This window comes from Stenotrophomonas sp. G106K1 (assembly GCF_037969685.1).
In the GTDB taxonomy this organism is placed as follows: domain Bacteria; phylum Pseudomonadota; class Gammaproteobacteria; order Xanthomonadales; family Xanthomonadaceae; genus Stenotrophomonas; species Stenotrophomonas lactitubi.
The window spans coordinates 54,273-78,797 of sequence record NZ_JBBPFR010000015.1 but is presented as its reverse complement, the minus strand read 5'-3'; the positions used below and the strand labels follow the sequence as shown (position 1 = coordinate 78,797).

29 protein-coding genes and 1 pseudogene are annotated in these 24,525 nt (G+C 64.2%); 6 read left to right on the top strand and 24 right to left on the bottom strand.

From position 1 onward, the window contains the following. Positions 1–2: 2 nt before the first annotated feature. Entirely contained in the window at positions 3–338 is a 336-nt protein-coding gene (locus tag WKB25_RS14115) for a DUF3653 domain-containing protein (protein ID WP_340571290.1), read from the top strand. Here WKB25_RS14115 and WKB25_RS14110 read toward each other — a convergent pair. From WKB25_RS14110 to WKB25_RS14065, 10 genes are all read right to left on the bottom strand, one after another. After that, the gene (locus tag WKB25_RS14110; RefSeq protein WP_340571289.1) at positions 233–1,348 is read right to left on the bottom strand and encodes a zonular occludens toxin domain-containing protein; all 1,116 of its coding nucleotides are present in this window, start codon (positions 1,346–1,348) and stop codon (positions 233–235) included. The two genes, WKB25_RS14115 and WKB25_RS14110, sit on opposite strands and share 106 nt — an antisense overlap. A gap of 10 nt (positions 1,349–1,358) precedes the next feature. Further along, on the bottom strand, positions 1,359–1,643 hold the full coding sequence (locus tag WKB25_RS14105) for a DUF2523 family protein (RefSeq protein ID WP_340571288.1): 285 nt from the start codon (positions 1,641–1,643) through the stop codon (positions 1,359–1,361). Beyond that, positions 1,643–1,948, bottom strand: a complete 306-nt coding sequence (locus WKB25_RS14100; RefSeq protein WP_340571287.1) for a hypothetical protein — start codon at positions 1,946–1,948, stop codon at positions 1,643–1,645. Before WKB25_RS14100 ends, WKB25_RS14105 begins: the two co-directional genes overlap by 1 nt. 80 nt (positions 1,949–2,028) lie before the next feature. Beyond that, positions 2,029–2,556, bottom strand: coding sequence for a hypothetical protein (locus WKB25_RS14095; RefSeq protein WP_340571286.1), 528 nt, complete (start codon positions 2,554–2,556; stop codon positions 2,029–2,031). A gap of 588 nt (positions 2,557–3,144) precedes the next feature. Further along, positions 3,145–3,405 (bottom strand): hypothetical protein, encoded by a 261-nt coding sequence (locus WKB25_RS14090; protein WP_340571285.1) that lies wholly within the window; start codon positions 3,403–3,405, stop codon positions 3,145–3,147. Between the two features lie 247 nt (positions 3,406–3,652). Continuing rightward, positions 3,653–3,979 carry a single-stranded DNA-binding protein gene (locus WKB25_RS14085; RefSeq protein WP_340571284.1) on the bottom strand — a complete coding sequence of 109 codons (327 nt, stop codon included), beginning with the start codon at positions 3,977–3,979 and terminating at the stop codon, positions 3,653–3,655. 2 nt (positions 3,980–3,981) lie between these two features. Continuing rightward, positions 3,982–4,827 carry an adhesin gene (locus WKB25_RS14080; RefSeq protein WP_340571283.1) on the bottom strand — a complete coding sequence of 282 codons (846 nt, stop codon included), beginning with the start codon at positions 4,825–4,827 and terminating at the stop codon, positions 3,982–3,984. Between the two features lie 211 nt (positions 4,828–5,038). Next, entirely contained in the window at positions 5,039–5,212 is a 174-nt protein-coding gene (locus WKB25_RS14075) for a hypothetical protein (RefSeq protein ID WP_340571282.1), read from the bottom strand. Positions 5,213–5,517: 305 nt separating this feature from the next. Continuing rightward, on the bottom strand, positions 5,518–5,685 hold the full coding sequence (locus tag WKB25_RS14070; protein ID WP_340571281.1) for a hypothetical protein: 168 nt from the start codon (positions 5,683–5,685) through the stop codon (positions 5,518–5,520). Then, positions 5,675–5,797: a hypothetical protein gene (locus WKB25_RS14065; protein ID WP_340571279.1), complete on the bottom strand. Its 123-nt coding sequence runs from the start codon at positions 5,795–5,797 to the stop codon at positions 5,675–5,677. The genes WKB25_RS14070 and WKB25_RS14065 overlap by 11 nt, the downstream gene beginning before the upstream one ends. A 300-nt stretch (positions 5,798–6,097) precedes the next feature. On the opposite strand from WKB25_RS14065, the gene WKB25_RS14060 reads away from it, so the two are divergent. Beyond that, positions 6,098–6,709, top strand: coding sequence for a DUF3693 domain-containing protein (locus WKB25_RS14060; protein ID WP_340571277.1), 612 nt, complete (start codon positions 6,098–6,100; stop codon positions 6,707–6,709). 70 nt (positions 6,710–6,779) lie between these two features. Here WKB25_RS14060 and WKB25_RS14055 read toward each other — a convergent pair whose 3' ends face one another. Next, entirely contained in the window at positions 6,780–7,127 is a 348-nt protein-coding gene (locus WKB25_RS14055) for a hypothetical protein (RefSeq protein ID WP_340571276.1), read from the bottom strand. 52 nt (positions 7,128–7,179) lie between these two features. Further along, positions 7,180–7,932: a hypothetical protein gene (locus tag WKB25_RS14050; RefSeq protein ID WP_340571275.1), complete on the bottom strand. Its 753-nt coding sequence runs from the start codon at positions 7,930–7,932 to the stop codon at positions 7,180–7,182. Positions 7,933–8,146: 214 nt separating this feature from the next. Here WKB25_RS14050 and WKB25_RS14045 point away from each other — a divergent pair, with 214 nt between their 5' ends. Genes WKB25_RS14045 through WKB25_RS14035 form a run of 3 tightly spaced genes read left to right on the top strand, consistent with a single transcriptional unit; the run spans position 8,147 to position 11,097 of the window. Then, positions 8,147–8,773 carry a response regulator transcription factor gene (locus WKB25_RS14045; RefSeq protein ID WP_340571274.1) on the top strand — a complete coding sequence of 209 codons (627 nt, stop codon included), beginning with the start codon at positions 8,147–8,149 and terminating at the stop codon, positions 8,771–8,773. Next, on the top strand, positions 8,770–9,840 hold the full coding sequence (locus tag WKB25_RS14040; protein WP_340571273.1) for a transporter substrate-binding domain-containing protein: 1,071 nt from the start codon (positions 8,770–8,772) through the stop codon (positions 9,838–9,840). The genes WKB25_RS14045 and WKB25_RS14040 overlap by 4 nt, the downstream gene beginning before the upstream one ends. Positions 9,841–9,867: 27 nt before the next feature. Then, the gene (locus tag WKB25_RS14035) at positions 9,868–11,097 is read left to right on the top strand and encodes an ATP-binding protein (protein WP_340571271.1); all 1,230 of its coding nucleotides are present in this window, start codon (positions 9,868–9,870) and stop codon (positions 11,095–11,097) included. A 1-nt stretch (position 11,098) separates the two neighbouring features. Here WKB25_RS14035 and WKB25_RS14030 read toward each other — a convergent pair whose 3' ends face one another. The 9 genes from WKB25_RS14030 to WKB25_RS13990 all read right to left on the bottom strand — a co-directional run bounded on the left by WKB25_RS14030 (position 11,099) and on the right by WKB25_RS13990 (position 21,184). Then, positions 11,099–11,854 (bottom strand): SapC family protein, encoded by a 756-nt coding sequence (locus tag WKB25_RS14030; protein ID WP_089241308.1) that lies wholly within the window; start codon positions 11,852–11,854, stop codon positions 11,099–11,101. A 111-nt stretch (positions 11,855–11,965) separates the two neighbouring features. Then, complete coding sequence (locus WKB25_RS14025; RefSeq protein WP_025877210.1) at positions 11,966–12,238, bottom strand: hypothetical protein; 273 nt, start codon at positions 12,236–12,238, stop codon at positions 11,966–11,968. 301 nt (positions 12,239–12,539) lie between these two features. Beyond that, the gene (gene fusA / locus WKB25_RS14020) at positions 12,540–14,576 is read right to left on the bottom strand and encodes an elongation factor G (protein ID WP_340571270.1); all 2,037 of its coding nucleotides are present in this window, start codon (positions 14,574–14,576) and stop codon (positions 12,540–12,542) included. A gap of 366 nt (positions 14,577–14,942) precedes the next feature. Next, a complete protein-coding gene (locus WKB25_RS14015; protein WP_340571269.1) occupies positions 14,943–15,692 on the bottom strand; it encodes a hypothetical protein in 750 nt (249 codons plus the stop codon). Between the two features lie 67 nt (positions 15,693–15,759). After that, positions 15,760–16,521, bottom strand: coding sequence for a heme ABC transporter ATP-binding protein (locus WKB25_RS14010; RefSeq protein ID WP_340571268.1), 762 nt, complete (start codon positions 16,519–16,521; stop codon positions 15,760–15,762). Further along, complete coding sequence (locus WKB25_RS14005; protein ID WP_089241109.1) at positions 16,518–17,561, bottom strand: iron ABC transporter permease; 1,044 nt, start codon at positions 17,559–17,561, stop codon at positions 16,518–16,520. Before WKB25_RS14005 ends, WKB25_RS14010 begins: the two co-directional genes overlap by 4 nt. Continuing rightward, the gene (locus tag WKB25_RS14000) at positions 17,558–18,604 is read right to left on the bottom strand and encodes an ABC transporter substrate-binding protein (RefSeq protein ID WP_340571267.1); all 1,047 of its coding nucleotides are present in this window, start codon (positions 18,602–18,604) and stop codon (positions 17,558–17,560) included. The genes WKB25_RS14005 and WKB25_RS14000 overlap by 4 nt, the downstream gene beginning before the upstream one ends. Before the next feature lie 50 nt (positions 18,605–18,654). Next, a complete protein-coding gene (locus WKB25_RS13995) occupies positions 18,655–20,034 on the bottom strand; it encodes an ATP-binding protein (protein ID WP_340571266.1) in 1,380 nt (459 codons plus the stop codon). Between the two features lie 121 nt (positions 20,035–20,155). Next, the gene (locus WKB25_RS13990) at positions 20,156–21,184 is read right to left on the bottom strand and encodes an alpha/beta hydrolase-fold protein (protein ID WP_340571265.1); all 1,029 of its coding nucleotides are present in this window, start codon (positions 21,182–21,184) and stop codon (positions 20,156–20,158) included. 158 nt (positions 21,185–21,342) lie between these two features. Between WKB25_RS13990 and WKB25_RS13985 the strand changes: the two are divergent. Further along, positions 21,343–21,621 (top strand): annotated as a pseudogene (locus WKB25_RS13985) (hypothetical protein); the annotation flags it as partial. Positions 21,622–21,705: 84 nt separating this feature from the next. On the opposite strand, the gene WKB25_RS13980 reads toward WKB25_RS13985, so the two are convergent. The 3 genes from WKB25_RS13980 to lolA all read right to left on the bottom strand — a co-directional run bounded on the left by WKB25_RS13980 (position 21,706) and on the right by lolA (position 24,433). Then, positions 21,706–22,107, bottom strand: a complete 402-nt coding sequence (locus WKB25_RS13980; protein WP_340571263.1) for a DUF805 domain-containing protein — start codon at positions 22,105–22,107, stop codon at positions 21,706–21,708. 87 nt (positions 22,108–22,194) lie between these two features. After that, entirely contained in the window at positions 22,195–23,493 is a 1,299-nt protein-coding gene (locus WKB25_RS13975) for a replication-associated recombination protein A (RefSeq protein ID WP_223880159.1), read from the bottom strand. A gap of 301 nt (positions 23,494–23,794) precedes the next feature. Further along, positions 23,795–24,433, bottom strand: coding sequence for an outer membrane lipoprotein chaperone LolA (gene lolA, locus WKB25_RS13970; RefSeq protein WP_340571261.1), 639 nt, complete (start codon positions 24,431–24,433; stop codon positions 23,795–23,797). Positions 24,434–24,525: the final 92 nt, after the last annotated feature.

Genomic DNA, 24,525 nt, shown 5'->3' with positions numbered 1-24,525 from the left:
CAATGCGTGATCGGAAACTGACCGGCCCTTGGGCCGGTTTTTCGTTTAAGGGCGGCCGACTGGTGACGCCCGAAGGTCGCGAGCTGGAACCGCAGGATCTGGCCTGGCTGTCACTGACTGCAGCACAGGCACAGGAATGGCGTCGCTTGATGGAAGGACGCCGGAGGCCAGCCAAGCCCCGTCCGTTCACTGCAGCCAGCGTGGTCTGCCTTGCCGACGCCATAGCCGACCGTCACCACAGCGACGGTATGGGCTCGACCCGCTCAAAAGTGCCCTCAGCGCCGATCACGGCACCGGGTGTGCCGCCACTGGCCATCTTGCCACCGCGCAGCTCCTGAGCAGCCACAGGCGCCGCAGCAGGCGCCGCCCCAGCCGCTTCCTTATACGGATTGTAGGCCGGGCCCCAGCGGGCCATCTGCACGCACTGATCAATGCGGATCTGCCATTTCGTGCCTTGCTCCGTGAGGCAGGTACACGTGCGGTCGATCCCTTCACCAGATGACATGCAGTAGAGCCGAGGCTCCGACTTGACCTCGCGGCCATCCATTGCCGGCATGGACCACGGAAGCTGTGCCAAGCGCGGTGTGTGAGCAGCCAGATAGTCCTGGGTGTTGCTGTAGCGCTTTTCTGAAGGTTGAGCCAAAGCTGCACCCATACCACCCCACAAGGAACCTGCAGACGAAGATTGCTTAGGCGAAGCTGCAGCTGCAGCTTCCGGCTTAGGTGTGCTCGGCCCCCAAAAGAACCACCCTAGCCCACCAAGGATCAACAGTGCGGCCATCACGAAAAACAGCTTGGCGATGCGCTGGCGCCAAGGAACCTTCGCCTTGGCCGTGTGGACCTCGGCCGAATCGTAGTCAGCGTAATGCTCGGTGGGGTATTTCCAAACTTCGAACTGAGCCTTGCTACGCAAGGCTGATGACTTGACGTCTTCATAGCACTCAGTGAAGCGGAACAGTCGAGCAGACCCCTTGTCGTAGCTGATGAGGTGTTCATGCGATGAAATCAGCGGACGCAAGTGCGAGTCCAGGTACATGGGACTCTGTGTGATCAGATAGATATCAATGCCCTGATGCCGATGCGTTTCCAGATCGAGCACTTCGGGCGGAACAGGACGACCGCCAGCACGCTGGCGCCAGACGTTCTGAGCCTCATCAATGAACAACACCGCGTTAGAAGGTAACTCACGCCACCGACGCGGATCTTCGAAAGGCTTGACGAAAGGCGCCCTTAGCCCACGGAAGCCGAACGCATACACATCCATGCCTTCGCCGTGACGCCGGTACATCATTTGAATTGCACGTAGCGACTTGCCTGCGCCGTTCTGACCGGTAATCAAGTGCAGCATGCCCTACCCCCTACTTCTTCTTAGCAAGGCGCATTTTCAGCGCGCCTGCAGCTGCTGCAGTGGCGTACGCCGACAACACCAACGTGACGTACCTATCCACGTTGAGGAAGCCAACCCACGCAAGAATTTCGCCGGGCGCGCCATTCATCGACGCTTTAATCTGATCCAGCAGTGGCGTTACCGCAAAGGTCTGGGTCATGAAATTGATGCCCAAGAACGCAAGCGCCGACAAGATCCACTGACCGACCCGTGTACCGAACAGCCGGGAAAGACCGGCCAACAATGGAGCCCACATTAGCCACCCCCTGTGAGTGAACGACCAAGGATCACGGAAGCGTGCAGCCACCCGAGGAACAGCACGTACGCAGCGAGAACTGAAGCGCCCTGGCACAACACGTCAAGGCCTTTAACGCCCATCTGAGACAGAACTGTGTTGTTCAATGCGGGACAAGAGCCGCCACCGAGCCAACCGCCCGCATCGAGGCCATCAATGCCGACGCTATCGCTGATGCCAACGAAGTCTGCTGGGTCGAGAGACTCGCCATAGTCCTCATCACCGTTGCCCTCTTTCGTGAGCTTTTCCACGGCACAACGCAGCATATGCACTTGCTTCAACTCAGCACATGCAACGGGATCGCCGCCAGTGCATACAAACTGCTGCGCACATGTGCCGTCACCGGTCAGTGTGCCGTCGCCGTCCCCCTGACCGGTGCCGCACAACTGCTGACGAACAACCGCAACCTGAGCGCAGGCAACCGCGTTGCCTTCGCACGTGTACGTGGCCTTGCAATCACCCGGGTTGCCAGTGACCTTGCCGCCCAAGCCTTCCGCTTGGCACCCAGCACGCCATTGCTGGAATAGCTGCGCACACTGGATCGCATCACCGCTGCAAGCAGGAGGTTGCGAACAGGTACTGCTGCCGGTACCAGACCCACCGCCGCTACCGGGATCGGTACCACCACCGGGATCTGTCCCGCCGCCATCTCCTGGACATGGCTTCCCATCGGTACCAGTAGAGCCAGCCGGGCACGGCTCAGGCTCGGTACCGCCGTCCCCACCACCACCTCCATCACCACCACCATCACCGCCACCATCACCGCCGCCATCACCCCCACCATCACCCCCACCATCACCCCCACCATCACCGGGATCAATGCCGGTATCAGGCGTAGGTGCTGGCGCTTCAGCAGACGCGGTACACATGCCATAGCCTGCACCGGTTGCGTCGTTGAAGGTGGAGTAGTAGTGACCGCCAGCGCCATCGCCATACAACCCATAGGTGCAGCCGTTGTGGCAAACACGCTGAGTGCTAGAAGCCCAGCCGGTTTCTTCAGGGCGCGACAAACACAAGCTTCCAGAAGGGTATAGACGACCGATCACAGTGCGATTGATGCCCGAGGTGCAACTATTGAGGGCAACTACAAATTGCACCTCACCGGCCGTTGCCGATGTAAGGCAGTACTGATACGTCTGACTCGGTATATCCATCTTCGATTTGGCCATAGCTGCAGCTGAAGCCGCAGCGGCGTAAGCCATGCCCTGATCAGCACAACCCGAATCCCTATCAGGCGGATAAGCCGGGCTGCAGTCAGCCCAAGCAACAGCCGGGGATAGAAACAGCAATGCCACTAACCAACGGGCGCCCATCACTCTAACTCCTGACTGCCGAGCCACATGGCGCCAACCATGCAGACGTACACGAAGTAACCGATGTAAGGATGCTGTAGCAGTTCCATAAAGCCTCCCTTCGAAACAAAAAAAGGGAGCCCCGAAGGGCTCCCCGCGATGCACCGCGATCAGGTGCCCTTACGCGGCAGCTTGGCGGCACTGATGCCCAGGACGATCAGCGTGATTGCGGCAGCGACCGCAATGGCAATGAGGCCCTTGGTGGTGATGAACGAGGCAGCATCGTCCACGCTGGTCGGCATCTCGCTCTGTGCGAACGCCGAGGCAGAAACCATGGAGCCCACAACCACTGCAGTCATCTTCGACGCAGCAGCCTTTGCACGGGCCTTGAAGGACGGACGCTTGGCGACGAGCACGATGTTCTTTTCCATTGCAACACTCCTGTTTTGATGGGTTAACGATCAAGGCGTGCACCTTTGCGAACCAACACCGCCGCCACCACGCCGACCCACACAAGGATCGTGGCCCCACCGAGGGCCGCACCCTGCTCTGCTGTGAGAGGCGGAATGGACGTAGGCGGATCGACCCAGACAACGGTGGTGCACTGCCCGCTGCTGGAATCGAACTCTGCACAGGCCGCGTACTTGGTCACTGTGTGCTCAGTACCGGCCATGACACTTAGCCCCCGACCTTGGAAGTAGCAGCAGGCTTACCCGGTGCGTCTTCGATGCGGAGCAGCTTCATTTCGTAACGGTTGATTTCGAGATTGCCGTACTCGCGGTTCACCGAAATGGAACCGGGAGCAAGCGTGTAGAAACCGGGCTCATAAGCGACCGGGCCAAGGTCACTGTCCTGGAGACTGATTTCAAAGCGGTCGGGGTAGTGATGACCGTTGTGGAGGTAGGCCTCTTGCTTGTGCATCTTGTAGGGCTTGCCGCTGGACTTTGAGACACCCTCAAGGGTGTTGACGGCCTTCGACACGATTTCAATGCGAACGTCGGACATAGCTATGCGCTCCTGTGCTGTATGTGGAATTGATCGCCATCGGGTGTAAGCACTTCGATATGACCCCGATGGCTAAGGGCGATACCGGTACCGGTGAAGCCGTCGTAATCGAACGGCGAGAAGAAGGCCCAACCTGAGGACAGGCCAGCCGTGAGAACCCACGCAGACACCTTGGTAGTAACAGAGGCGCCGTACTTGGTTTTTTCAGTGATCGAGATGTGCTTTTTCTTGGGATGGCTTTCGTGATGAATCACGCCCTTCAACCACCTGGGCGCAGTGGCGAACGCAACCGGTGCACGCTCCAGCATCTTCAAACCGCCGAAGCCCCACAGACGCGCACCCTTGGGCAAGTGATGCCCCGACTTCGACTCAGCTTTGCTCGCGTACTTAGTGATGTAACCAACAGGGGACTTTGCGAACACGGCATTGGTTGAGCCATGTGGCCACCAACCTTGCTGATCGGGCAACGGCGGAGTAACACCCTTCGGGAACCACGCCACGATGTGATAGTGCGGACGACCAATTTCGGTCAGTTCCATCACCCACACGTAGTGGAACTCCGGAACGTCTTTTCCCTTCGCATTACGGCGAAACCAGTTGCGGTAGTGGTTCAACAGCAGCGAGATATGACCCGGATCCCACTGGCCGTCATGACGGTACGTGAGCGTGATCAAAGCCACTCGATAAGGACTGTTGCGCGCATAGATACCCTTCTTCCCGCCCTGCCTGAGAATCGGTGCACCGAACGCATCACGAAACTTCAGATCGATGGAGAGGGCCGACGCCTTGACGCCTTTCGCCAGCTTTGTGAGGCGAGCTTGCTTCATGGAGGCAGTAGTGATTTCCATCACTCAGCCCCCGCAGGCCGCGCAAGGCGAACGTTGTGATGCTGCATGGCCATCTCGATGGCGAGATTGCGGGCGTCGCTCCTACGAGCGCAGACAACGGAGTCAAGGCAGCAAGTGCCGAGATAGACGGAAGCCACGTAGACCATGACCTGATGCGGCCCAAAACCACGGGCGGGAATCGGATCAACGCGCCATTGAACCTGAGTAGCCATTAGCGACCACCCCGGCGCACTGCGCCGTACCACCACGGGGCGGTGATGACTGCCAGGGCGAACAGACCCACGGCCAACTCAGGGGATGCGATGCAAAGCGCCGTGTAGGCCAGCGCTGCGGCTGCGATGGTTGCAACAACCTTCAACAGCTTGAAGAAAGGATTTTGGTTCATGGCTGCGGTGGCGTCCTGATTACTTATGACTTGTCGGATAAGGAGACAAGCCCAGCTCGGCGCTACGCGCCTCGCGGCATTGCAGGCACTTCCACGCGGCACGAACACGCTTCGCCAGAGGCGAAATGCCAACGGTTTCGTAGTCGTAGAGGCGCGCGAGGTGCCACGCCTGTTTCCATTCGGTACGCGTCATAGAAAGCCCCTGTAAGCCCCGGTGTGGGGTTGCTGCAGTAGTGAGGTGAATCGGCCCGGTGCTGGGTCCACGTCGAACGCAACTTGCGTTGCAAGTAGCGCCCGCCATGGACCTAGCGCATGCGCTTGCGGCGCTGCAGATCGGCAAACAAGGCCCACAGAAGCGCCACGCCGAGTGCGATGGCACCAATCAGGTCTCGGTTCTGTTCGATAAGAGATTCAGGGAAGCCAAGAGGCGGAGCCCCAACCACCTCGACGGTGGACGTGGTGTCAGTCGCCATAACCCACCCTCCCCTGCTGCAGCTCGGCGACCGTTTCCGGCTCATCGGGTGGCGTTGTGTCGGTCGATGCGGCAGCTCCCGCGGCCAGCGTGGCGGCGACGGCTACGACCATGAAATCCCGCTGACGTTGCTCCGCTGACCTGGCCCACTGCCAGTAGCGGTAGAGCCGAACCGCCGTGAGCGCTGCCCCCAGCGCCATGAGTGTCACGAAAGCCCCGAGGAGAAGTAGAACCCCCGGTGGCTGTACCGCCAGCCACAAGCTCATAGAGCCCCCTACGCGTCCCTGTGTCCCTGTAGACCCCGCCTCACCGGCACAGGGGAGGCCGGGGGCGGGTGTTGAGTGATCACTCAACGAGGCGCATGTAAACTGATCGGGAAACACGTGTCAACTGATCGATCAACTGGAGCCGCCATGACCGCCGTCAACGAACTACTTGACAACGTGAAAAACCGCCTGAACCTCGCGTCAGACATGGCTTTGGCCGAACGGCTGACGGTCACACGCTCGCTGGTGTCCAGGTGGCGGAAAGGGGACACGCCGCTGGCAGACGAACGAATTGCGCAAATCTGCGCACTGGCAAAGCTTGATGGACCGACATGGATTGCACTGGTACACGCGGAGCGAGCCACCACAGCAACGGAACGTGCCCTGTGGCGCCTAATGCTGGACAGGCTGAGCGCGGCGGCTGCGGTCGTCGCGCTGGTAGCGCTGTCGATGCCGGGCCTCGCAAACGCAAAAACCGCCCAAATTCAGGCGGTTAGCGGTGCCGAGAACGGCGGTATGTATATTATGTTCAACGAGGACTGGCAGTCGGTTCCAACCTCCAGCCCTTCAGCCTCTCACCCCAACGCCTCGTACATCGCCAAAGCCGCAGCTGGACCAGAGCACCTGCGGCAACCGCTCCCACGCAACTACGAACAGCCACGCAAGGTCAGCACAGCTTTGCAGCACACCCCGGCCTCAACCCGCACGCACGCCACCAACGCGCCAGGCATTCCGAACTGGACGAACGTTGAATTCTGAGGACCATCCAGGCTCTCAGCCTTGCAGATTTCAACACTACGCATCCCCGCATTCACCGTGATGCGTCACGTTAATTGGCGCCACCAGAGCCGTCGATCACCCCAAAGTACTCACGGATCAGCGCCTTGTTCTCGAAGAATGCGTCCAGCACCAGGTACAGAAAGTAGCGCCCGTCGACCTGGAAATCGATTGGAATGCGCGCATCATCGATCTTGAACGTCTTGTACCGGGCATTGCCCTTGATGCGGGCGTCCTGCCGGCGGCGTGCATGGTCGGCCTCGGAGTACAGGATGTATTCGTGATCAAGGTGGTAGATGACCTCCTGCCCGGCGGCTCCAGCGAACTGCAGGTGCACCACCTGTGTAACCACCTGGCCATCCAGCGCTGGCACGTCGGCGCACAGCTCTTCAAACGTCATGCTCGGCGGGTTCTGCTCGATCTTGATCCAGAGCGCGTCGTCATAACAGCTGTCACCATAGAACTTCGATAGCGACGGGGCCTGCAGATCCGTCAGCTGGAACGGCTTGCCGGGGTACCTCGATGCCGAAGTACAGGCCCCAGCCCTCATGTGAAAGTCCTTGGAATGCCTTCTCGTTCACAATACGCAGAGGCTTGTTGAGTGAAAGCAGCTTGTACTTGTCGAACTGCTGGTCGGTCGCCGCAAGATCAACGCCCCTGCCCTTGTAGATCGCCGCCAGCTCGCTTGCAAAGGGGGCGTGGAAACGATCAAGCAGCCCTCGCCTGTCCAGGTACTCCTGGTAAAGCAGTGCCCCTATCTCGAACACGTGGCAATGCCGATCCACATAGGCCTTCGCATCCTTGTCAGGCTGAAGCTGCTGGCAGCGTTGCACGCGCAGGTCGCGGACACCCGGCCAAAGCCGATCACACATCGTCAGGAATGCACCGAGGGAGTCCACTGCAGGCCGACGGCCAAGAGCGTCGATCTTTGCCTTCTCGATGCGGCAGTCGCGATCGGCCGACTCGGCGTCTTCCACTGCCGCATGCAGTTGCCGCAGTTCCCGTTGCAGTTGTCGCTGGTACGTCGAAACGACGCGATCCTCCAGCGCACCTTCCGCATGCGCTGCTTCCAGTTTCGGGAACAAGGCTTTCAACAGCAGTGGTGAGCGGGCTACGAACAGTGCATCGAAGATCGACAGGGTGCCGGACGCATCCATCCGGCGCTGCAGATCGGCGTTGCGGATATCAGAGAAACAGGTGTCCATGGCTCAACACACTCCTTGCAGACATTGTTCAGAAGTTGGCAGACGCAACAGACTACTTCGCTACAGATACCCGGTGCCGATCCCGACATAAAACTTCAATTTTTCCTAATTGCGCTCTAAGAAAAGTCTCAAAAATCGAACGTTTTCGATGCTCGACGCGACAGCAGCGCCAGAATAGGCACCACGCCACTCGGCGCTGACAACACTGCTGCGCATGAACGGATTCCCTGCACCGCGCCGGCTTCGCCTGGCACTGCTCGATGACCATGACGTCGTCCGCCGCGGCACGGCCTTTCATCTTGGCAACGACAGCCGCTTCGAGATCGTCGCCAGCCACAGTGACAGCCAGGCCTTCGTGCTGGCCCTGCAGCAGTGCCACGCGGATGTGGCGATCATCGACATCACTCTGGAGCCGGGTGATATCAGCGGAGCCGAGCTCGTCCAGCATCTGCGACAGGCGCTGCCGCGGGTAACGCTGCTTGGCTTCGCCGGGCAGAACTCGGTGGCGATCATCAACCACCTGCTGGATGCGGGAATCAGCGGCTTTGTCGGCAAATCCGAGCCTTTGGCTGAACTCTCCGACGCGGTTGTGCGCGTCTCCCAAGGGCTTTGCCGGATACCGCCTTCGTGCAAGTTGCTGACGCCCTGCGATGCCCTGAGCCGTAATGAGCGCGAGGTCATTCGATTGGTTCTGGACGGGCTGACCGTCTCGGAAATCGCCCTGCACCGGCACCGCAGCGTCAAGACCGTCAGCACGCAGAAGATCGCGGCTCTGCGCAAGCTGGGCCTGCGCAATGATGCGGAGATCTTCGCGATGCGCCAGCAGCTGGAGGCACTGTGACTGCGCTGTTCAAGCGCGCACGCAGGTTCATGCTGCTGGCGCTGTTTGCCCTGCTTCCCTGCACGTCCGCAGGCGACGTCCAGCACGGAGTCTGGGCGCCTGGACGCGAGGTCCGGGTGGCCGCGGGCCCCACACTGCATCCCGCCCCGGAAGATGCGGCCGACCCCGAGGTGCTGCAGACGCTGGCGCATGGCTATGCTGCGCTCGTCGCCCGCCATTCCGGCCTGACCTTCGTCGAAGTCCCGTTTCCCAGCACCCTCGCAGCGATGGCAGCCGTCTGTGACGGACGGGCGGACCTTGTACTGGTGCAGGCCGACGGCGATGGCGCACGCCTGCCCTGCCCCAGCCTGGCGCCCTCGCGCAGCTTTCATGGTGGCGCGAGCATCCTGGCTGGCCGCATTGGCGAGCGCTTGCCGCGCCGGGTTGCCGATGTCGGCACGCTGCGGATCGCAGCCGTTGAAGGCGGCCCCTATCCGGCGTGGCTGGCCGAACACCACCCTGCAGCAACCGTCCTGCCCCAGCCCAGCATGCGCGCGGCATTGGCTGCGGTGGATGCCGGCATCGCCGACGTAGCGATCGGCCTGGAATCCACTGCGCGTGCGATGACGCGGCGGCACTTCTCCCGCAGCCTGCGCCTGCAGGTTCTTGATGCCAGTTTTCCCACCCAGCTGCACCTGCTTGCCAGGCACGAAGACCAGAAGCTGCTTGATCGTATCGAAGTGGCATTGGATGACATCACCATCGACGAGCACGCCCAGCTCCTGCAGCGCTGGGCCCAGCAGGCGCTGCCGATAGCGTTCAGCCAGAAGGTCCGCGAGGGCCTCGATGGCGCTTCGCTTTGGCTCTTCCCCGTCGCCACGCTGCTGCTGGCGATTCCGTTGCTGGCTGCGCGCAGACTACGCCTGCAGCGGGGGCTTGATCAGAAGCAGATCCAGGTGGCCGGCATGATCAGCCATGAGGTGCGCAATTCGGCCCAGGCGGTCATGGCGTCAATCGACCTGCTGGGCCAGGCGCCATTGCCAGCTGGCCAGCGCGAGCTGGTGGCCGCCGCTGCAAATGCGGGCTAGGCACTGCGCGGACTGCTCAATCGCACAGTGGATTTTTCCCGTTTGGCCAGTGGCACTTTCCGGCCGAAGCTGCTGCCCTGCGACGCTCATGCGGTATGCACGCAGGCGCTGCAGGCCATTGCGCCGGAGGCGCAGAAGAAGGCGCTGCGCCTGCAGCTGTCCGCGCCGCAGGCGCCATTTCCTTTACTGGCAACGGACCCGTACTGCCTGCGACAACTCCTCGACAACCTGCTCGGCAATGCCGTCAAGTTCACCGATGTAGGCGGCATTGAACTGCGCCTGCAGCTGGATACGCCAGCAAAGCCCGCATCACTGCTGATAGAAGTCATCGATAGTGGCATCGGCATCGCGCCAGCGCAGATGAAAAGGCTGTTCGCCCCCTTCCAGCAGGCCGACGCTGGCAGGCAGCGCGGAGGCAGCGGACTGGGTCTGTCGATCTGTCGCACACTGGCCGAAGCCATGGGCGGCACTCTGGATGTCCATAGCGTGCATGGCCGTGGCAGTCGTTTCATTCTTTGCCTACCCGTGCAGCGGGTGCGGGAAATTGCGCGGACCACTGCAGCCACACCCACCCTGCCCCGGCTGGACGGCATGCGCATCCTGCTGGTCGAGGACCACGCGTTGAACCGACAGGTCATTGCAGCCCAACTGCGGTGTTGGGGTGCGACGGTGCAGGAGGCTGCCAACGCCGACGATGCATTGGCACTCCAGAAGGAGGCGCCTTGCCCGCTGGTGATGCTGGATATCGGCCTGCCGGGAATGGATGGCTACGCGCTGGCCCGGCAATTGCGGCTGTGTGAGACGGAAGGCGTACCTCGCACCCGCCTGCTTGCGCTCTCCGCCTTCACCGGTCGTGACCACGCGCTGCGCTGCCAGGCGGCCGGCATCGACGCGGCGCTGGTCAAGCCGCTGCAGGTCGATGCGCTGCTGGAAGCGCTGGATCAGCCTGTGTCGGCCAACACCAGCGCGGATGGTGCCGACGAACTGGTGGCCGCCTACGAAGAAGATATCGATCACGAGCTGCAATGCCTACATGAGGCGATCGTTCGTCGTGATGCCGCGCGATTGCGCCATCACGCGCATCGACTGCAGGGAGCGCTGCAGATGCTCGGCGCGGGCGGCATGGCGGCGCTTGCCGGTGAACTCTGGGAGTTGGGCGACTGCGTGCCCCCCAGGTGGGACGATGCGCGCCAGGTGCTGGCGGAGATGCAAAGCTGGCGTGGCTCCCGCAGTACGGAAGCCACGCCGGCGGCCTGAATCAGGCGGCGTTTCGGCCCGCCTGGCGGCGGGTCAGGTCGTTGAAGCGACCCAGCGACATCAGGTGCTGGTGGATCAGCGCCAGCCAGCCGTTGCGATGCCATTCGACGACGGTCGCGTCCGGCAGTGCAATGAACTTCTCCACGTCAACCACGAAGAAGCCGTTGAGGTTGAACTCGCGACCATCCGGCAGGCGCACGGTGGCGTTGCGCTCGACCAGCAGGCCGTTGTCGACCAGCGCCTTGGAGAACGCCTGGGTCTGTTCGTGCTCGCGGGTGAACTGGCCGCAGAACTCGAGCGCCTGCTGCACCATGTCGGTGGCCTTGCCATCGACGAACAGCGGCTGGCCTTCTTCGCCGCCACGGACGATGCGCGGGCTGTCTTCGTCGATACCGAGCAGGAAGTCATTGTCCGCGCCGGTGTCGATGAAGATGAAGGGATGGCGGCGCAGGTAGGCCGGGATGTAGGTCTCGTCGTCCCACAGGCCATCGGTGATGAACAGGTTGTCGGTGGTCACACCCACGGCGGCCATCGGCACTGCGCTCGGGCCTGCGAACAGGATCGGGAAGTGGTGCAGCGCCAGCGAGAATTCGCCCAGCACCAGCGGGATCGAGTTGCTGCTGGCAGCGAACTCAAGCTTGCCCGGCAGGATGCGCAGATCGGCGTGCAGGTCTGCCTGCAGCGGCACCGGACGGGTGTAGAACAGGGGCGCGCTGCTCGGCGCAGCTTCGGTGGTGGTGTCGCTGGTGGTGGTCATCGTGGAAACCATGTCGATCATGCGCGCCTGCCATCCCGGGCGCGCCAGCGGGAACAACCTGAATCCCGCATTATCAACAAGGTAGGTGACAACGGCCACCCCGCAGCCGACTTATTTCAGCTGCAACGGGTAACGCTGCCACAGAACGTGGACCAGGAAGCCGGCCAGCTCGGTATCGCGCGCACTGACGGCCGCGCGGATCTTGTCCAGCAGGACCATGTCGCTGCAGTGCCGCACATCGGCATGGTTGGCTTGTCCTGCGCGGCGCGCCCGATAGCGTGCGGCCCGCTGTGCGTCGCTCATTGCGTACCCGAACTTGGGCGGCCGACCGCGTTTGCGCGGCAGGGTCAGCTCCAGGGTTCCGGGATCATTGTCATCACGCATGGGCAGGGTGCGGGCGGCGGCAAGCAACGGGGGGTGCGCAATTTATCGTGAGGCATCACTTTAATCCAGCTTTTTCTGCAGTTTTATTGCAATGCAGTGCAGGTGCGTGGTGCACGGATGGCCTCATCCACGCATGGCGTGGATCTACCGAAGGCCAGCAAGGCCAGCTTTGCAGTAGATCCACGCCATGCGTGGATACGACCCCGCCCATACAAGATTGGTAGATCCACGCCATGCGTGGATAAGCCCCCCGCCAATACGCAAAAAGGGGAACCCGCGAACGGGCTCCCCTGCTCCTTCCTTACGACGCACGCATCGGCTCGTAGCCGTGCAGATGCGATTCGCTGCTGGCCCGCCCCTGGCTCAGCGAACGCAGCGAGGTCGTGTAACCGACCAGCTGCGCCAGCGGCGCGAACCCGCTGACTTCGGCGCGACCGTCCTGGTCGTCGATGCGGGCGACGCGACCATGGCGACGGTTCAGATCGCCCACCACGTCACCCACCGAGGCGGACGGCGAATGCACCGTCACCGCCATCACCGGCTCCAGCAGCTGCGTACCGCTGGCCGCCAGTGCAGCCTTGATGCCCTCGCTGCCCGCCCGATGGAACGCCATCTCCGACGAATCCTTCGCGTGGGCCTGGCCATCCACCAGGCTGACCTCGATGCCGACCACCGGATGGCCCTGGGGGCCTTCCGACAGCGCGGCACGAACGCCCTTCTCCACCGCAGCGATGAAGTTGCGCGGCACCACGCCACCAACGATGCGGTCATTGAACACGACCTCGCCGTCGTCGCGCGGCGCCACATCCAGCACCACGTGCGCAAACTGGCCCTGGCCACCGGTCTGCTTGACCAACCGCCCAACCACACCTTCAACGGCACGCTGCGGTGTCTCCTGGTACGCCACGCGCGGCGCGCCAATGCCGATGTCCAGCTTCCATTCGCTGCGCAGGCGCTCGACCATCACTTCCAGGTGCAGCTCGCCCATGCCCCAGGCCAGGGTTTCACCGGTGTCGCGATCGGTTTCCACCCGGAACGAGGGATCTTCCTGGGCCAGGCTGGCCAGCCCCTGCGCCAATCGGATCAGGTCGGCCGCACGGGCCGGTTCCAGCCGCCACGCAAGCACCGGGGCCTGCGCCTGGATGCTCTCCAGACGCAACGGCTGCCCTCGCCCGCTCAGCGTTTCACCGCTGACCGCATCCTTCCAGCCCAGCACTGCAACGATGTCGCCGGCTACGGCCTGCCCGATGTCCTGGGTCTGGTCGGCCTGCACGCGTACCAGCCGGCTGATGCGGCGCCCTTGCGGGTGCTGCGAACTGGCCACGTTGTCGCCCACCTTCAAGGTGCCCGAGTACAGCCGCACGAAGCTCAATGCGCCGTGCTGCTGGTGAGTGATCTTGAACAGCAGGCCCGCCAACGGGCCGTCCGGGTCCGGCGGCAACAGGACGTCGCCGCCCTCGCTTTCAGCGCTAACGGCAGGACGATCCAGCGGCGACGGCAGGTAATCGACAACCGCATCCAGCAGCGTTTCTATGCCCTTGTCCTTGAAGGCAGCGCCAGCCAGCACCGGCACGCCGGCACCAGACAGCGTCGCGCGACGCATCGCTGCGCGCAGCATCGCCGCGTCGATGTCACGGCCTTCCAGCCATGCCGTTGCCAGCACATCATCATGGTCGGCCACGGCCTCCACCAGCGCATTGCGCTGCGGCTGCCATTGCACGCGCTCGGCGTCGCTCCATGCCGTCACTGTCGCCGCGCCACCGTCCTGCCAGTGCAGCACGCGGCCATCGACCAGGTCGACCCAGCCATGGAAGTCACCTTCACTGCCCAACGGTACGCCCAGCGCCCACGGCCGCGCCCGCAGCTTGTCCTGCAGCTGCTCCAGCACGCGCTCGAACGAGGCACCGATGCGATCCATCTTGTTGACGAACGCAATCAACGGCACGCCATGCCGGCGCGCCTGGCGCCACACGGTTTCCGATTGCGGCTGCACGCCGTCCACGGCCGAGAACACGGCCACGGCACCGTCGAGCACGCGCAGCGAGCGCTCGACCTCAATGGCGAAGTCGATGTGGCCGGGGGTGTCGATCAGGGTCAGCTGATGCAACGGCAGATCGCGCGGCGCCCATTGCGCGTGCACGGCAGCGGCGCCGATGGTGATGCCACGCTCGCGCTCGATCGCCGAGAAGTCGGTGGTCGCATTGCCGTCGTGCACTTCGCCGACGCGGTGGATCTCGCCGGTCTTCCACAGAAGGCGTTCGGTAAGAGTGGTTTTGCCTGCGTCGATGTGGGCAATGATGCCGAGGTTGCGAAGACGCGACAGAGTATGGGTGTTCATGAGATGGGTTCCTGCTGGGCCAACTTCGGGGGCCGCACACCCCGGTTGGCTACAGGATGTGCGGCTGACGTTCGGTCTCGGCGATCTGGTGCATGGCACGTTCTCCTTGCGGTGGAGCGGGTTGAGGGGTGGAAAGCGAAAACGAAAAGAGCGCCCCGGAGGGCGCTCTGTGGATGGTCCAGCGAAGGCCGCGATCAGCGGCCTCGTGGGGCTCCAGGCAGACACGCCCGTTCCGCGCTTGCGCGGGTCAGGGTGAAAAACTTCAGGAGCGGCATCCGGTTCATGCGGCGCATTCTAGAGCTGTGAATCTGGCGCGCAAGTGAATATTGCGCACATGGATGGAACAATGAGCTGCAAACCGGTTCGTTACTTGCAACCGTGCAGACGGCGCGCATCACCTACGGTCGCCGCCTGCTGCTCGACGGTCGACACCCAGCCCTTCAGAGACATCGCCGGGTCGGTGCGCGGTTTGCGCGGCCCGCCATGGATCAGCACTTCGGTCCAGCTGCCGGTGGGTGCCAGCTCAGCCAGGCGCGCGGCCTGGTCTTCATCGGTACTGAAGGTGTCGCCCGGCGAGGACGGCTTTGCGTTGTTGACCGTCGCCTGCTTGCGCACGCGCACACGCAGGACGCCGTCCGGCATGCGCTGGGTCGCCACCTCGTAGCGCTCCACGCCGTAGGCCCACTTGGATTCACCGGGGCGACGCGTCTCGGTGCCGTCATCGGCCACTTCGATCGACTCGCCGGTGACCGCGCCCAGCGCAGCGATGCCGCCGAAGCCGGCCATCATCGCCTCGTAAGCCACCATCTGCCGCTGTTCGACCGACAGCTTGCTGGCGTCGGGCTTCATGCCAGGCAGGTTGAGATAGGCCGCCTTCTTGCACAGCAGCAGCACACGCTTGTCCTCCCAGGCCATGCCGATCTCACCATTGCCGAAGTACTCGGTGGTGAACGATGAAACCGCGGCATCCTCGCCGATCGAATGCCGCGTCTCAATCAGCGACGCCTGCTCGGACGCCGTCATCAGCGAGACCTTGCTGGTCGCAGCGGCGTTTGCAGCGCCGACAACACCGATCAAGGCGACAAACAGCGCGCAACGCGGACGGAAGAGATTCATCAGGCCATTCCTTTGAGAAAACAAGCCGCACATGATACGCGGCACAGCCTGGCGTGCCCGCTTCGCCTCAGGCAACCACCACCAGCGGCACACCGCGGCGCGGATGCTGCAGCACCACCACGTCCTGCTGGTAGACGCGCTGCAGGTTGGCTTCAGTCAGCACCTCCGAAGGCGTGCCATCAGCCGCCACCCTGCCCTGCTCCAGCAGCACGATGCGATCGGAGTAACCGGCCGCCAGATTGAGGTCATGCAGCACCACGATCACGCACGCGCCCGCTTCGGCGCAGGCACGCACGCTGCGCAGGGTGCGCTCCTGGTGGCGCAGATCCAATGCAGCCGTGGGCTCATCCAGCAACAGCAAGGGTGTGTCCTGCGCCAGCACGCGGGCAAAGGTGGTCCGCGCCGATTCACCGCCCGATAGCTGCTGCACTTCGCGCAGGCGCAGCGCCTGCAGTTCGGCAGCATCGATCGCGCGTTCCACCTGCACATCGTCCACCTGAGGATCCGGCGGATGCGGCAGGCGCCCCATTGCCACCACTTCTTCCACGCTGAAGGCGAAACGCACGCCATGTTCCTGAGGCATCACCGCCCGCTCGCGCGCCAAGGGACCGGATTTGTAGTCGCGCAGCGGGCGCCCACGCAGATGCACGTCGCCACCGTCGGCGCGCAGATCGCCGGCCGCCACGCCCAACAGGGTGGACTTGCCGGCGCCATTGGGCCCCACCAGCGCCGTCACCGTACCGGGCTGGAATGCGAGGGTGACGCCATGCAGGATCTCGCGCTGCTGGCGGCGCACCAGCACGTCGCGCAGTTGCAGAAAGGCGCTCATGCGGCTGCCTTGCGACGCTGCTGCAGCACCAGCCACAGGAAGAACGGCGCGCCCAGCGCGGCGGAGAACAGGCCCAGTGGAATTTCGGCAGGCGGGTCCAGGGTGCGTGCAGCGGTGTCGGCCACCACGATCAGCAGCGCCCCCAGCAGGCCGGACAACGGCAGCAGCCAGCGATGGCCGGGGCCCACCAGCAACCGCGCCACGTGCGGCACCACCAGGCCTACGAAACTGATCGAGCCGGCGAACGCCACCGCAGAGCCAACCAGCAGCGCACTGAACGCCACCAGCAGGCGGCGTGTACGCGCCACATCCAGGCCCAGGTGCTGCGCCTGACGCTCGCCCAGCGCCAGCATGTCCAGCGGCGTGGCCAGGCGCTGCAGCGCGAATGCACCGATGGCAAACAGCGGCAACACCGCGACGACATCGGCCCAGTTGGCGCGCGCCAACGAGCCCATCTGCCAGAACACCAGCGATTGCAGCTCGCTTTCGTTGGCGATGTAGGTGAGGAAACCGATCAGCGCCGAGCAGAATGCGGCCATCGCAATGCCCACCAGCAACAGCGTGGCATTGCCGCTGCCCTTGCCCGGCCGTGCCAGCGCGTAGGTCAACCCGATCGCGGCAGCGCCGCCTCCGAATGCCGCCACCGGCACCAGCCAACCGGCTGCACCCGCGGCACCGAGCACGATCGCCGCCACCGCGCCCAACGCAGCACCCTGGCTGACACCCACAATGCCCGGATCGGCCAGCGGATTGCCGAACAGACCCTGCAGGCTGGCACCGGCCATCGCCAGCGCCGCCCCCACCATGGCACCCAGCAGCGCACGCGGAATGCGCAGCTGCCACACCACGGCCAGGTCACGGCTGCTGACCGATTGCGGATCCAGCAGGCCCAGCTTTACCGCCAGCGCCTGCATCACTTCCAGCGGCGGCAGCCGCAGCGGCCCCACGGCAAACGACGCCAGCACCGCACCCAGCAGCGCGACCAGCGCAATCAACAACATCGTCCGCCCGCGACGGCGGCGTCGATCCGCAGGACTCATGCTTTCGGCAGCGCCGCCAGCGCCTGGGCCAGGGCCAACGCGCCCGCACCGGAACCGATGCTGGCGTACTTCAGCTGCGCATCCGGCATCACCCAGACCCGGTTGGCCTGTCCGGCCGGGGTTTGCTTCAGCGTCGGGTAGGCCTTCCACAGGCCCTCGGCGCCACCGAACAAGTGCAGGTCATGCTCGGTCACCAGGATCACTTCGGGCGCCGCCGCGACCACGCCTTCGTTGCTCAGCTGCGAATAGTTGGCCACGCCGGCCTCGGTGCCGATGTTGATGCCGCCGGCCAGCGCGATCAGCTTGGCCGACGCGCTGTCGGCACCGGCCACGGTCGGTGAACCGCCTGCACCCGTCGCCGAGACATGGATCACCCGCGGTGCATGCCCCAGTCCCTTGCCGATCGCGGCAGCCTCATCCAGTTGGCGCTGTACCTGGGTGGCCAGGGTCTGCCCTGCGTCGGCCACGCCGAGCACGGCGGCAATCTTGCGCACCTTGTCCGGTGCGGGCTGCAGGTCATCAATCACTACCGCAGGCTCGCCCACTTCGCGCAGCTTCTTTGCCAGCTCGGTGTGGCGGCGCAGGCTGTTGCCGATGAACAACGAGCCCTGCAGGCTCAGCACGCCTTCCACGCCGGTCGTGCGGTTGAAGAGGAACTGGTGCGGCGCAGCCAGGCCTGCCTCGGTGGTGGTGTTGGTCGGTGCGGCGAACACCTGATTGCCCAGCCCCAGTGCTTCGATCACCGCGATGATGTCGTCACCGCCGGCAATGATCCGGCTGGTGTCGTCCACCTCCACACCGGCGCCATCGTCGGACTGGACCTTGCTCGGCAACACCGCCTGCTGCCCCGGCAGGGTCGGCACGTCATTGCCCGCCACCCGCTGCCAGCCTGCGGGAAGTGCCCCGACCTCGGCGGTGGCGGCAGCCGGCGCAGCTGCGTCGGGGTTGCCCGAAGACGGCGGTGCCTTGTCGCCACAGGCGGCCAGCACCAGTGAAACGGCAAGCGGGAGCGCGCACAGGCGCAGGCGGGAAGCGATGTTCATGCAGGTTCTCCTTGCTGGCAGGACGGCGGGGTGCCGCCCTGCCCTGTGGCTTACGGCTGGCGCAGGCTGATGCGGGTGATGCGGTCACCCTTCGGATCTTCAGCGCCACGCGACTTGTTCACGGCAAAGACATTGCCCTTGCCATCGGCGCGGACGTGGTTGGGGAAGGTGCCGCCATCGAGATTGCCGACTACCTTGCCATCGCGATCAACGGCAGTGACCGTGCCGGCGCCGCGATTGGTGACGTAGGCCAGGCCGCTCTTCGCATCGAAGGCGACGTTCAGTGCACCGGCGCCGACCGGCACGTCGTGCACGACCTTGCCGCTGGCCACGTCCACGATCAGCAGGTTGTCGGTGCCCTGCGAGGCCACGTAGAGGCGGTTGCGCTGGGCATCGAAAGCCACGCCCGAGGCGCTGATTGAATTGCCCAGGTCGATCACCTTGTCGACCTTGCCGCTGGCTACATCGATCACCGCCGCTTCCGGCGTACCGATGCTGACCGTGAACAGCTTGCCGCTGGGCTCATCCAGCACCAGGCTCATCGGCACGAACTTCTCGTCGTCCACGCCGGAGGCCAGGGTGATCGGCTCCAGCGCCTTCAGCGTCTTTGCATCAAACACCGACAGGTGGTCTTCGCCGCTGGCCGAGGCGAACACCTTGCCGTGCGTGCTGTCGACCACGACGTCGCGGGCGTGCGGCACGGTGCCGACCGGGAACTGGTGGACCAGCGACAGATCCGCCTGGCGATAGACGGCCACGGTGTCCTGGCGAGTGTTGCTGACCCAGACGTTGCCGTTGGCATCATCCACGCCCACGCCGTACACCGCGAACACCGCACCGTTGGTGCTGCCCGGCACCTGCGCCGGGGTGATGGCCTTGGTCACCTTCAGCGACTTCGGGTCCAGCTTCAGCAGCTGTGACTGGGTGACCGGCGGACGGCCGACGGCCGAGGTCACGAACACGGCATTGCTGGCAGCGCTGTAGGCCGACTGGTACAAGCCCGGCACCAGCTTGTTGGACTGGGTGACGAACTTCGCCTGGCCCGACAGCGGCAACTGCGGCGACACACGCAGCTTCAGCACGGCAGCGGCGGCCGGCTGGCTGGCGCGCACCACTACCGGGTGGGTACCCGGCACCGCGTCGGCCGGAATGGCCAGCTGGGTCTTGAAGTTGCCATCGGCATCGACCACCACCGGCTGGCTGTTGAGCACGCTGTCGCCACGCAGCAGGCTGACCTGCTGGCCCGGCACGAAGCCGCGGCCGGTGACATCGGCGGTGCTGCCGGGAACCACGTTCTCACCACGTGAGACAACCTGGCCCTTGAAGGTGGCGCTGGCCGGCTGGTCGAACACCGGCTGTGCGCTGGCGGTCACTGCCAGCAGCAGGCCGGCGGCCAGGGAAGTGAGACGGAAAGACGGACGGAATGACATGGAAGGCTCCTTGCACACGTAGGCCGCGCCTGGTGGCGCGGGATTCATCGGTTGCCTTGGCCGCTGCACATCGACAGTCCGCCTGGGTAGTGGGGTCGCACGGCGCTGCCGTGCGAGGGGGTCATTCGGCGGCGTTGTCTCCACCGGCCGGCTGGCCGTCGGCGGCGCTGCGGTCGGTCACGCCATACAGCTCGTGCAGCGCCGCGTGGAAGGACGCAGGCAGCATCGGGCCATGGCCGAGGCCGGGGAACTCGCGGTACTGCACGCTCAGCCCCGGTACTTTGCCCAGGCGTTCGGACAGCTGCATCGCCGCATCCGGGGTGGCGCCACCAATGCGGCGCAGATGCGCGACCACGCGCGGATTGGTCATATCACGCTTGCCGCGGTCGCCGACGCGCTCGGCGCCACCCAGCATCAACCACACCTTCGCAGGCTGGCCGTGTGCGTTCTGCACGAATTGCTGCTCGGCGTCACCCAGCGGCGCGCCCTGGCTCCACCACAAAGACGGGCTGGCGCTGAGGTAGTACTGGAAGGCGGCCGGACGGGTGTACAGGCTGCTGAGCACGAACAGGCCCCCCAGCGAATGCCCCCACAGCGCCTGTTGCTGGGTGTCGATCTTTGCCCGGCGCTCGACTTCGGGCTTGATGCGGCGCTCGATCATGTCCAGGAATGCCGCTGCGCCGCCGCCGACAGCCTGCGTCCTGCCGCTCTCATCATCGGCGCGATCGATCCATGCGGTGTAGTCGCGGGTACGCGAAGCCGAATCGATGCGCAGGTCGTTGTCGTAGCCGATCAGCACCAGCACCGGCGGTGCCTTGCGTGCGGCCAGTTCGGCCAGCAGCGGCTGGTCCAGCACCATTGCCACGGCATTGCCGTCCAGCGCGTACAGCACCGGCGCTGGGGTCTTCGAGGCCTTGGCCGGGAGCGCGACATTGACCCGCCAGCGGCGCTGCCGATCGGGGCTATCGATCACGAAACGCTCGAAGCGATAGCTGGCCGCCGGTGCGTCGAGCACGGTCTGGCCCATCTTCTGCAGCGGATTGCGTTGCTGCGCGTATGCGTACGGGGTAGCCAGGAGCAGACCCATCATCAAGGCGGCCAGGCCGGATACCAGCGGGCCACGGCGCGGTGGCAGGACGGAAGACTTCATCAGTGACGGCGAAAGCGGCACGCGGCCACCGGTTCACAAGGGACCGCAGTCTACCTTAAACGCGAATGATTATCACATCGATCAAACGTCACACTGTGTATCACGCGCGCGGCAGCGCTTGCGCCGGAAGTCCGTGTTCATCTACTTTTCCCGCCATTGAGGAGGCCGGCCATTCCTCCCTTGGGCTGGAAGAGCTCAACCAGACCGTGCAGTTCACGGCGGTGAGCCTGGGCGCCTCCAGCAACCTGCAGGGCGAGCCGGTCCTGGAAGCCGGCGACGAAGATGGTCAGGTGCTGGCCCGCCTGACCGCTTCCGATGACGAGCAGAACGCCAAGCTGGCAGCGATGGAGGAAGGCGTCTCCTTCACGGCCAGCTGCACGCTGCAGTTCAGCTCGGGATCGGACTACCTGGCGTTGGGCGACTGCGTACTGCAGTGATCGGTCTGGCACCGCTGACATCAGCGCGGAAACGACGAAGCCGGCTCAAAGCCGGCTTCGTTGCATGAGGCGACGTTGGCGACCTCAGGGGCCAGTGGGCACCGGACCATACAGGTTGTCCTGCGGCGTGCCTGGCAGCAGCGCAAAGATCAAGATCACCAAGCCACCACCCGGCACCAGCGCCAGCAGATACAGCCAGCCGGACTGGCCGCAGTCATGCAGGCGGCGCACGGTCACTGCGACAAGCGGCACGATCGTGGCCAGCCAGAGCAGACCCACCAGCGCCAGTGCCCCGATGGTGATTCCGGCCATCCAGCTGGAATCGGCCTGCAGGACAACCACAGCAACGAATGCCACTGTCATCGAAAGCGCACCTACCACGGTTGCCGCAAGCAACAGGAACAGCTGGAACATCCAGTACTCGCGGCGATTGGCGCGACCCTCGAACTGAGCATAGCGCTTCAACGGCAGAATCATTTCCTGCACGGCATCGTTCCTTGAAAAAAGAGCCGCGCAGTCTGACAAATGCACACGAGCGGGGCAATGAGCGGCGCTGCTCGCCAGTGGGTCGGGCTACGCGCCCTTGGCCGCCCTCGCCGCCTCGCGCTCAGCGCGCAGCCGGTCGAGCTTTTCCTTCAACTTGATCTCCAGTCCACGCGGCACCGGGTTGTAGTACACCCGTTCGCCCATCGCATCGGGGAAGCCGGTCTGGTCCAGCGCGATGCCACCCTCGGCATCGTGGTCGTACTGGTACTCGGCACCGTAGCCCAGCTCCTTCATCAACTTGGTCGGCGCATTGCGCAGGTGCAGCGGCACTTCTTCGGTACCGCTGTCACGCACATCGGCCTTGGCCTGGTTGAAGGCGGCATAGCCGGCATTCGATTTGGCGGTGCTGGCCAGGTACAGCACCAGCTGGGCGAAGGCGAGCTCGCCTTCCGGGCTGCCCAGTCGTTCGTAGATGTCCCATGCCTCCAGCGCCATGCTCTGCGCGCGCGGGTCCGCCAGGCCGATGTCTTCGATGGCCATGCGGGTCAGCCGGCGTGCCAGATAAGACGGATCACAGCCGCCATCGAGCATGCGCGTGAGCCAGTACAACGCGGCGTCAGGATTGGAGCTGCGCACGGACTTGTGCAGCGCCGAGATCTGGTCGTAGAACTGCTCGCCCCCCTTGTCGAAGCGACGGGTACGGTCGGCCAGCACCTGGGTGAGCGTCTGCGGGGTGATGCGACCGCCCTCCCCGCCCGCCAGTTCGGCGGCGATTTCCAGCAGGGTCAGCGCACGACGCACGTCGCCATCAGCAGCGGTGGCGATTTCCAGCAGCAGTTCCGGCGCGACCTCGATGTGTTCCTCGCCGAGGCCACGCTCGCGATCGCCCAACGCACGTTCCAGCGCTTCAACGATGTCGGTCGGCGAGACGCCTTCCAGCACGTGCACGCGGCAACGCGACAGCAGCGCGGAGTTCAACTCGAACGACGGGTTCTCTGTGGTAGCGCCAACGAACAGGATGGTGCCGCGCTCGATATGCGGCAGGAACGCATCCTGCTGCGCCTTGTTGAAGCGATGCACTTCGTCGACGAACAGCACCGTGCGACGGCCTTCGGCGAAGCGCTGCGCGGCCTCGGCCAGCACCTGGCGCACCTCCGGCAGGCCCGACAACACCGCGGAAATGGCACGGAATTCGGCGTCGGAGTATTCAGCCAGCAGCAACGCCAGCGTGGTCTTGCCGCAACCGGGCGGCCCCCACAGGATCATCGAATGCACGCGACCGGATTCGACCGCGCGGCGCAGCGCGCTTTCCGGCGCGAGCAGACGCTTCTGCCCGACCATTTCGTCCAGGGTGCGGGGGCGCATGCGCTCGGCCAGCGGGCGCATGTGTTCCCGATCGACACTCAGCAGATCGGGACCGGGGAATGAAGTGGAGCGATGTCTTGGCACGCGTTCATTGTACCGCGAGAGCGTGCCAACCAAGGTTGGCACCTACCAAGGGCCGTAGCGCCGGGCCATGATCGGTAGTGCCGGCCGCTGGCCGGCAGATCAAATGCGTGTCAACCAAGGTTGACACGCACCAAGGGCGAAGGTTGACACCCACCAAGGGCGAAGGTTGACACCCACCAAGGGCAAAGGTTGACACCCACCAGGGCAGGTAGCGCCGGGCCATGCCCGGCGGCCACGATCAGTTGCCGATAACGTCGGTGCCGGCCGGCGGGGTGAAGCGGAAGGTGTTGGCGGCGAAGGTGGGGTTGCGCTTCCAGCCGCTGAAGCTGATCACGGTGCGCTGGCCGACAGCGTCGGTGATTTCCATCTTCGCCAGGCCCTGGGCATTGAAGCCCAGTGCCGCGTACTGGAAGCTGGCTTCGGTCTCGCGCTTCGGCGACAGCGACAGCCACTGCAGGCCATCGCGCTGCGCGGCCTCTTCACTGACGTCGTACTGCTGCTCCAGCAGCGCCGGGTTGATCAGCGCGGTCAGCGGGCTGTTCTGCTCTTCCTTGCCCTGCTCGCGCACGGTCGCCTGTTCCAGGTCCGGCTCGAACATCCAGACCTTCTTGCCGTCGGCCACGATCAGTTGTTCATGCGGGCGCACGTACTCCCAGCGGAACAGGCGCGGTGCCGACAAGGCGACGCGGCCGCTGGTGGATTCCTTGACCTTGCCGCGGCTGTCGAACACCTGCTGGCTGAACTGCCCATCCAGGCCCTTCAGGCCGGTGGTGAAGGTCTTCAGATCATCACGGGCGCCGGCCCAGGCGCTGCCGGCGGCGGCGCAGGCCACGGCCAGGGTGGTGGTGGCAAGGAAACGACGGAGGCGAAGGTTCATGCAGGAATCCTGTGGGCGCGCGGCCAGGAAAGTTGGGTGCCAGTGTGCCCGGCAAAAGATGAATGGGCGATCAGGACGCCATTATGACGCCC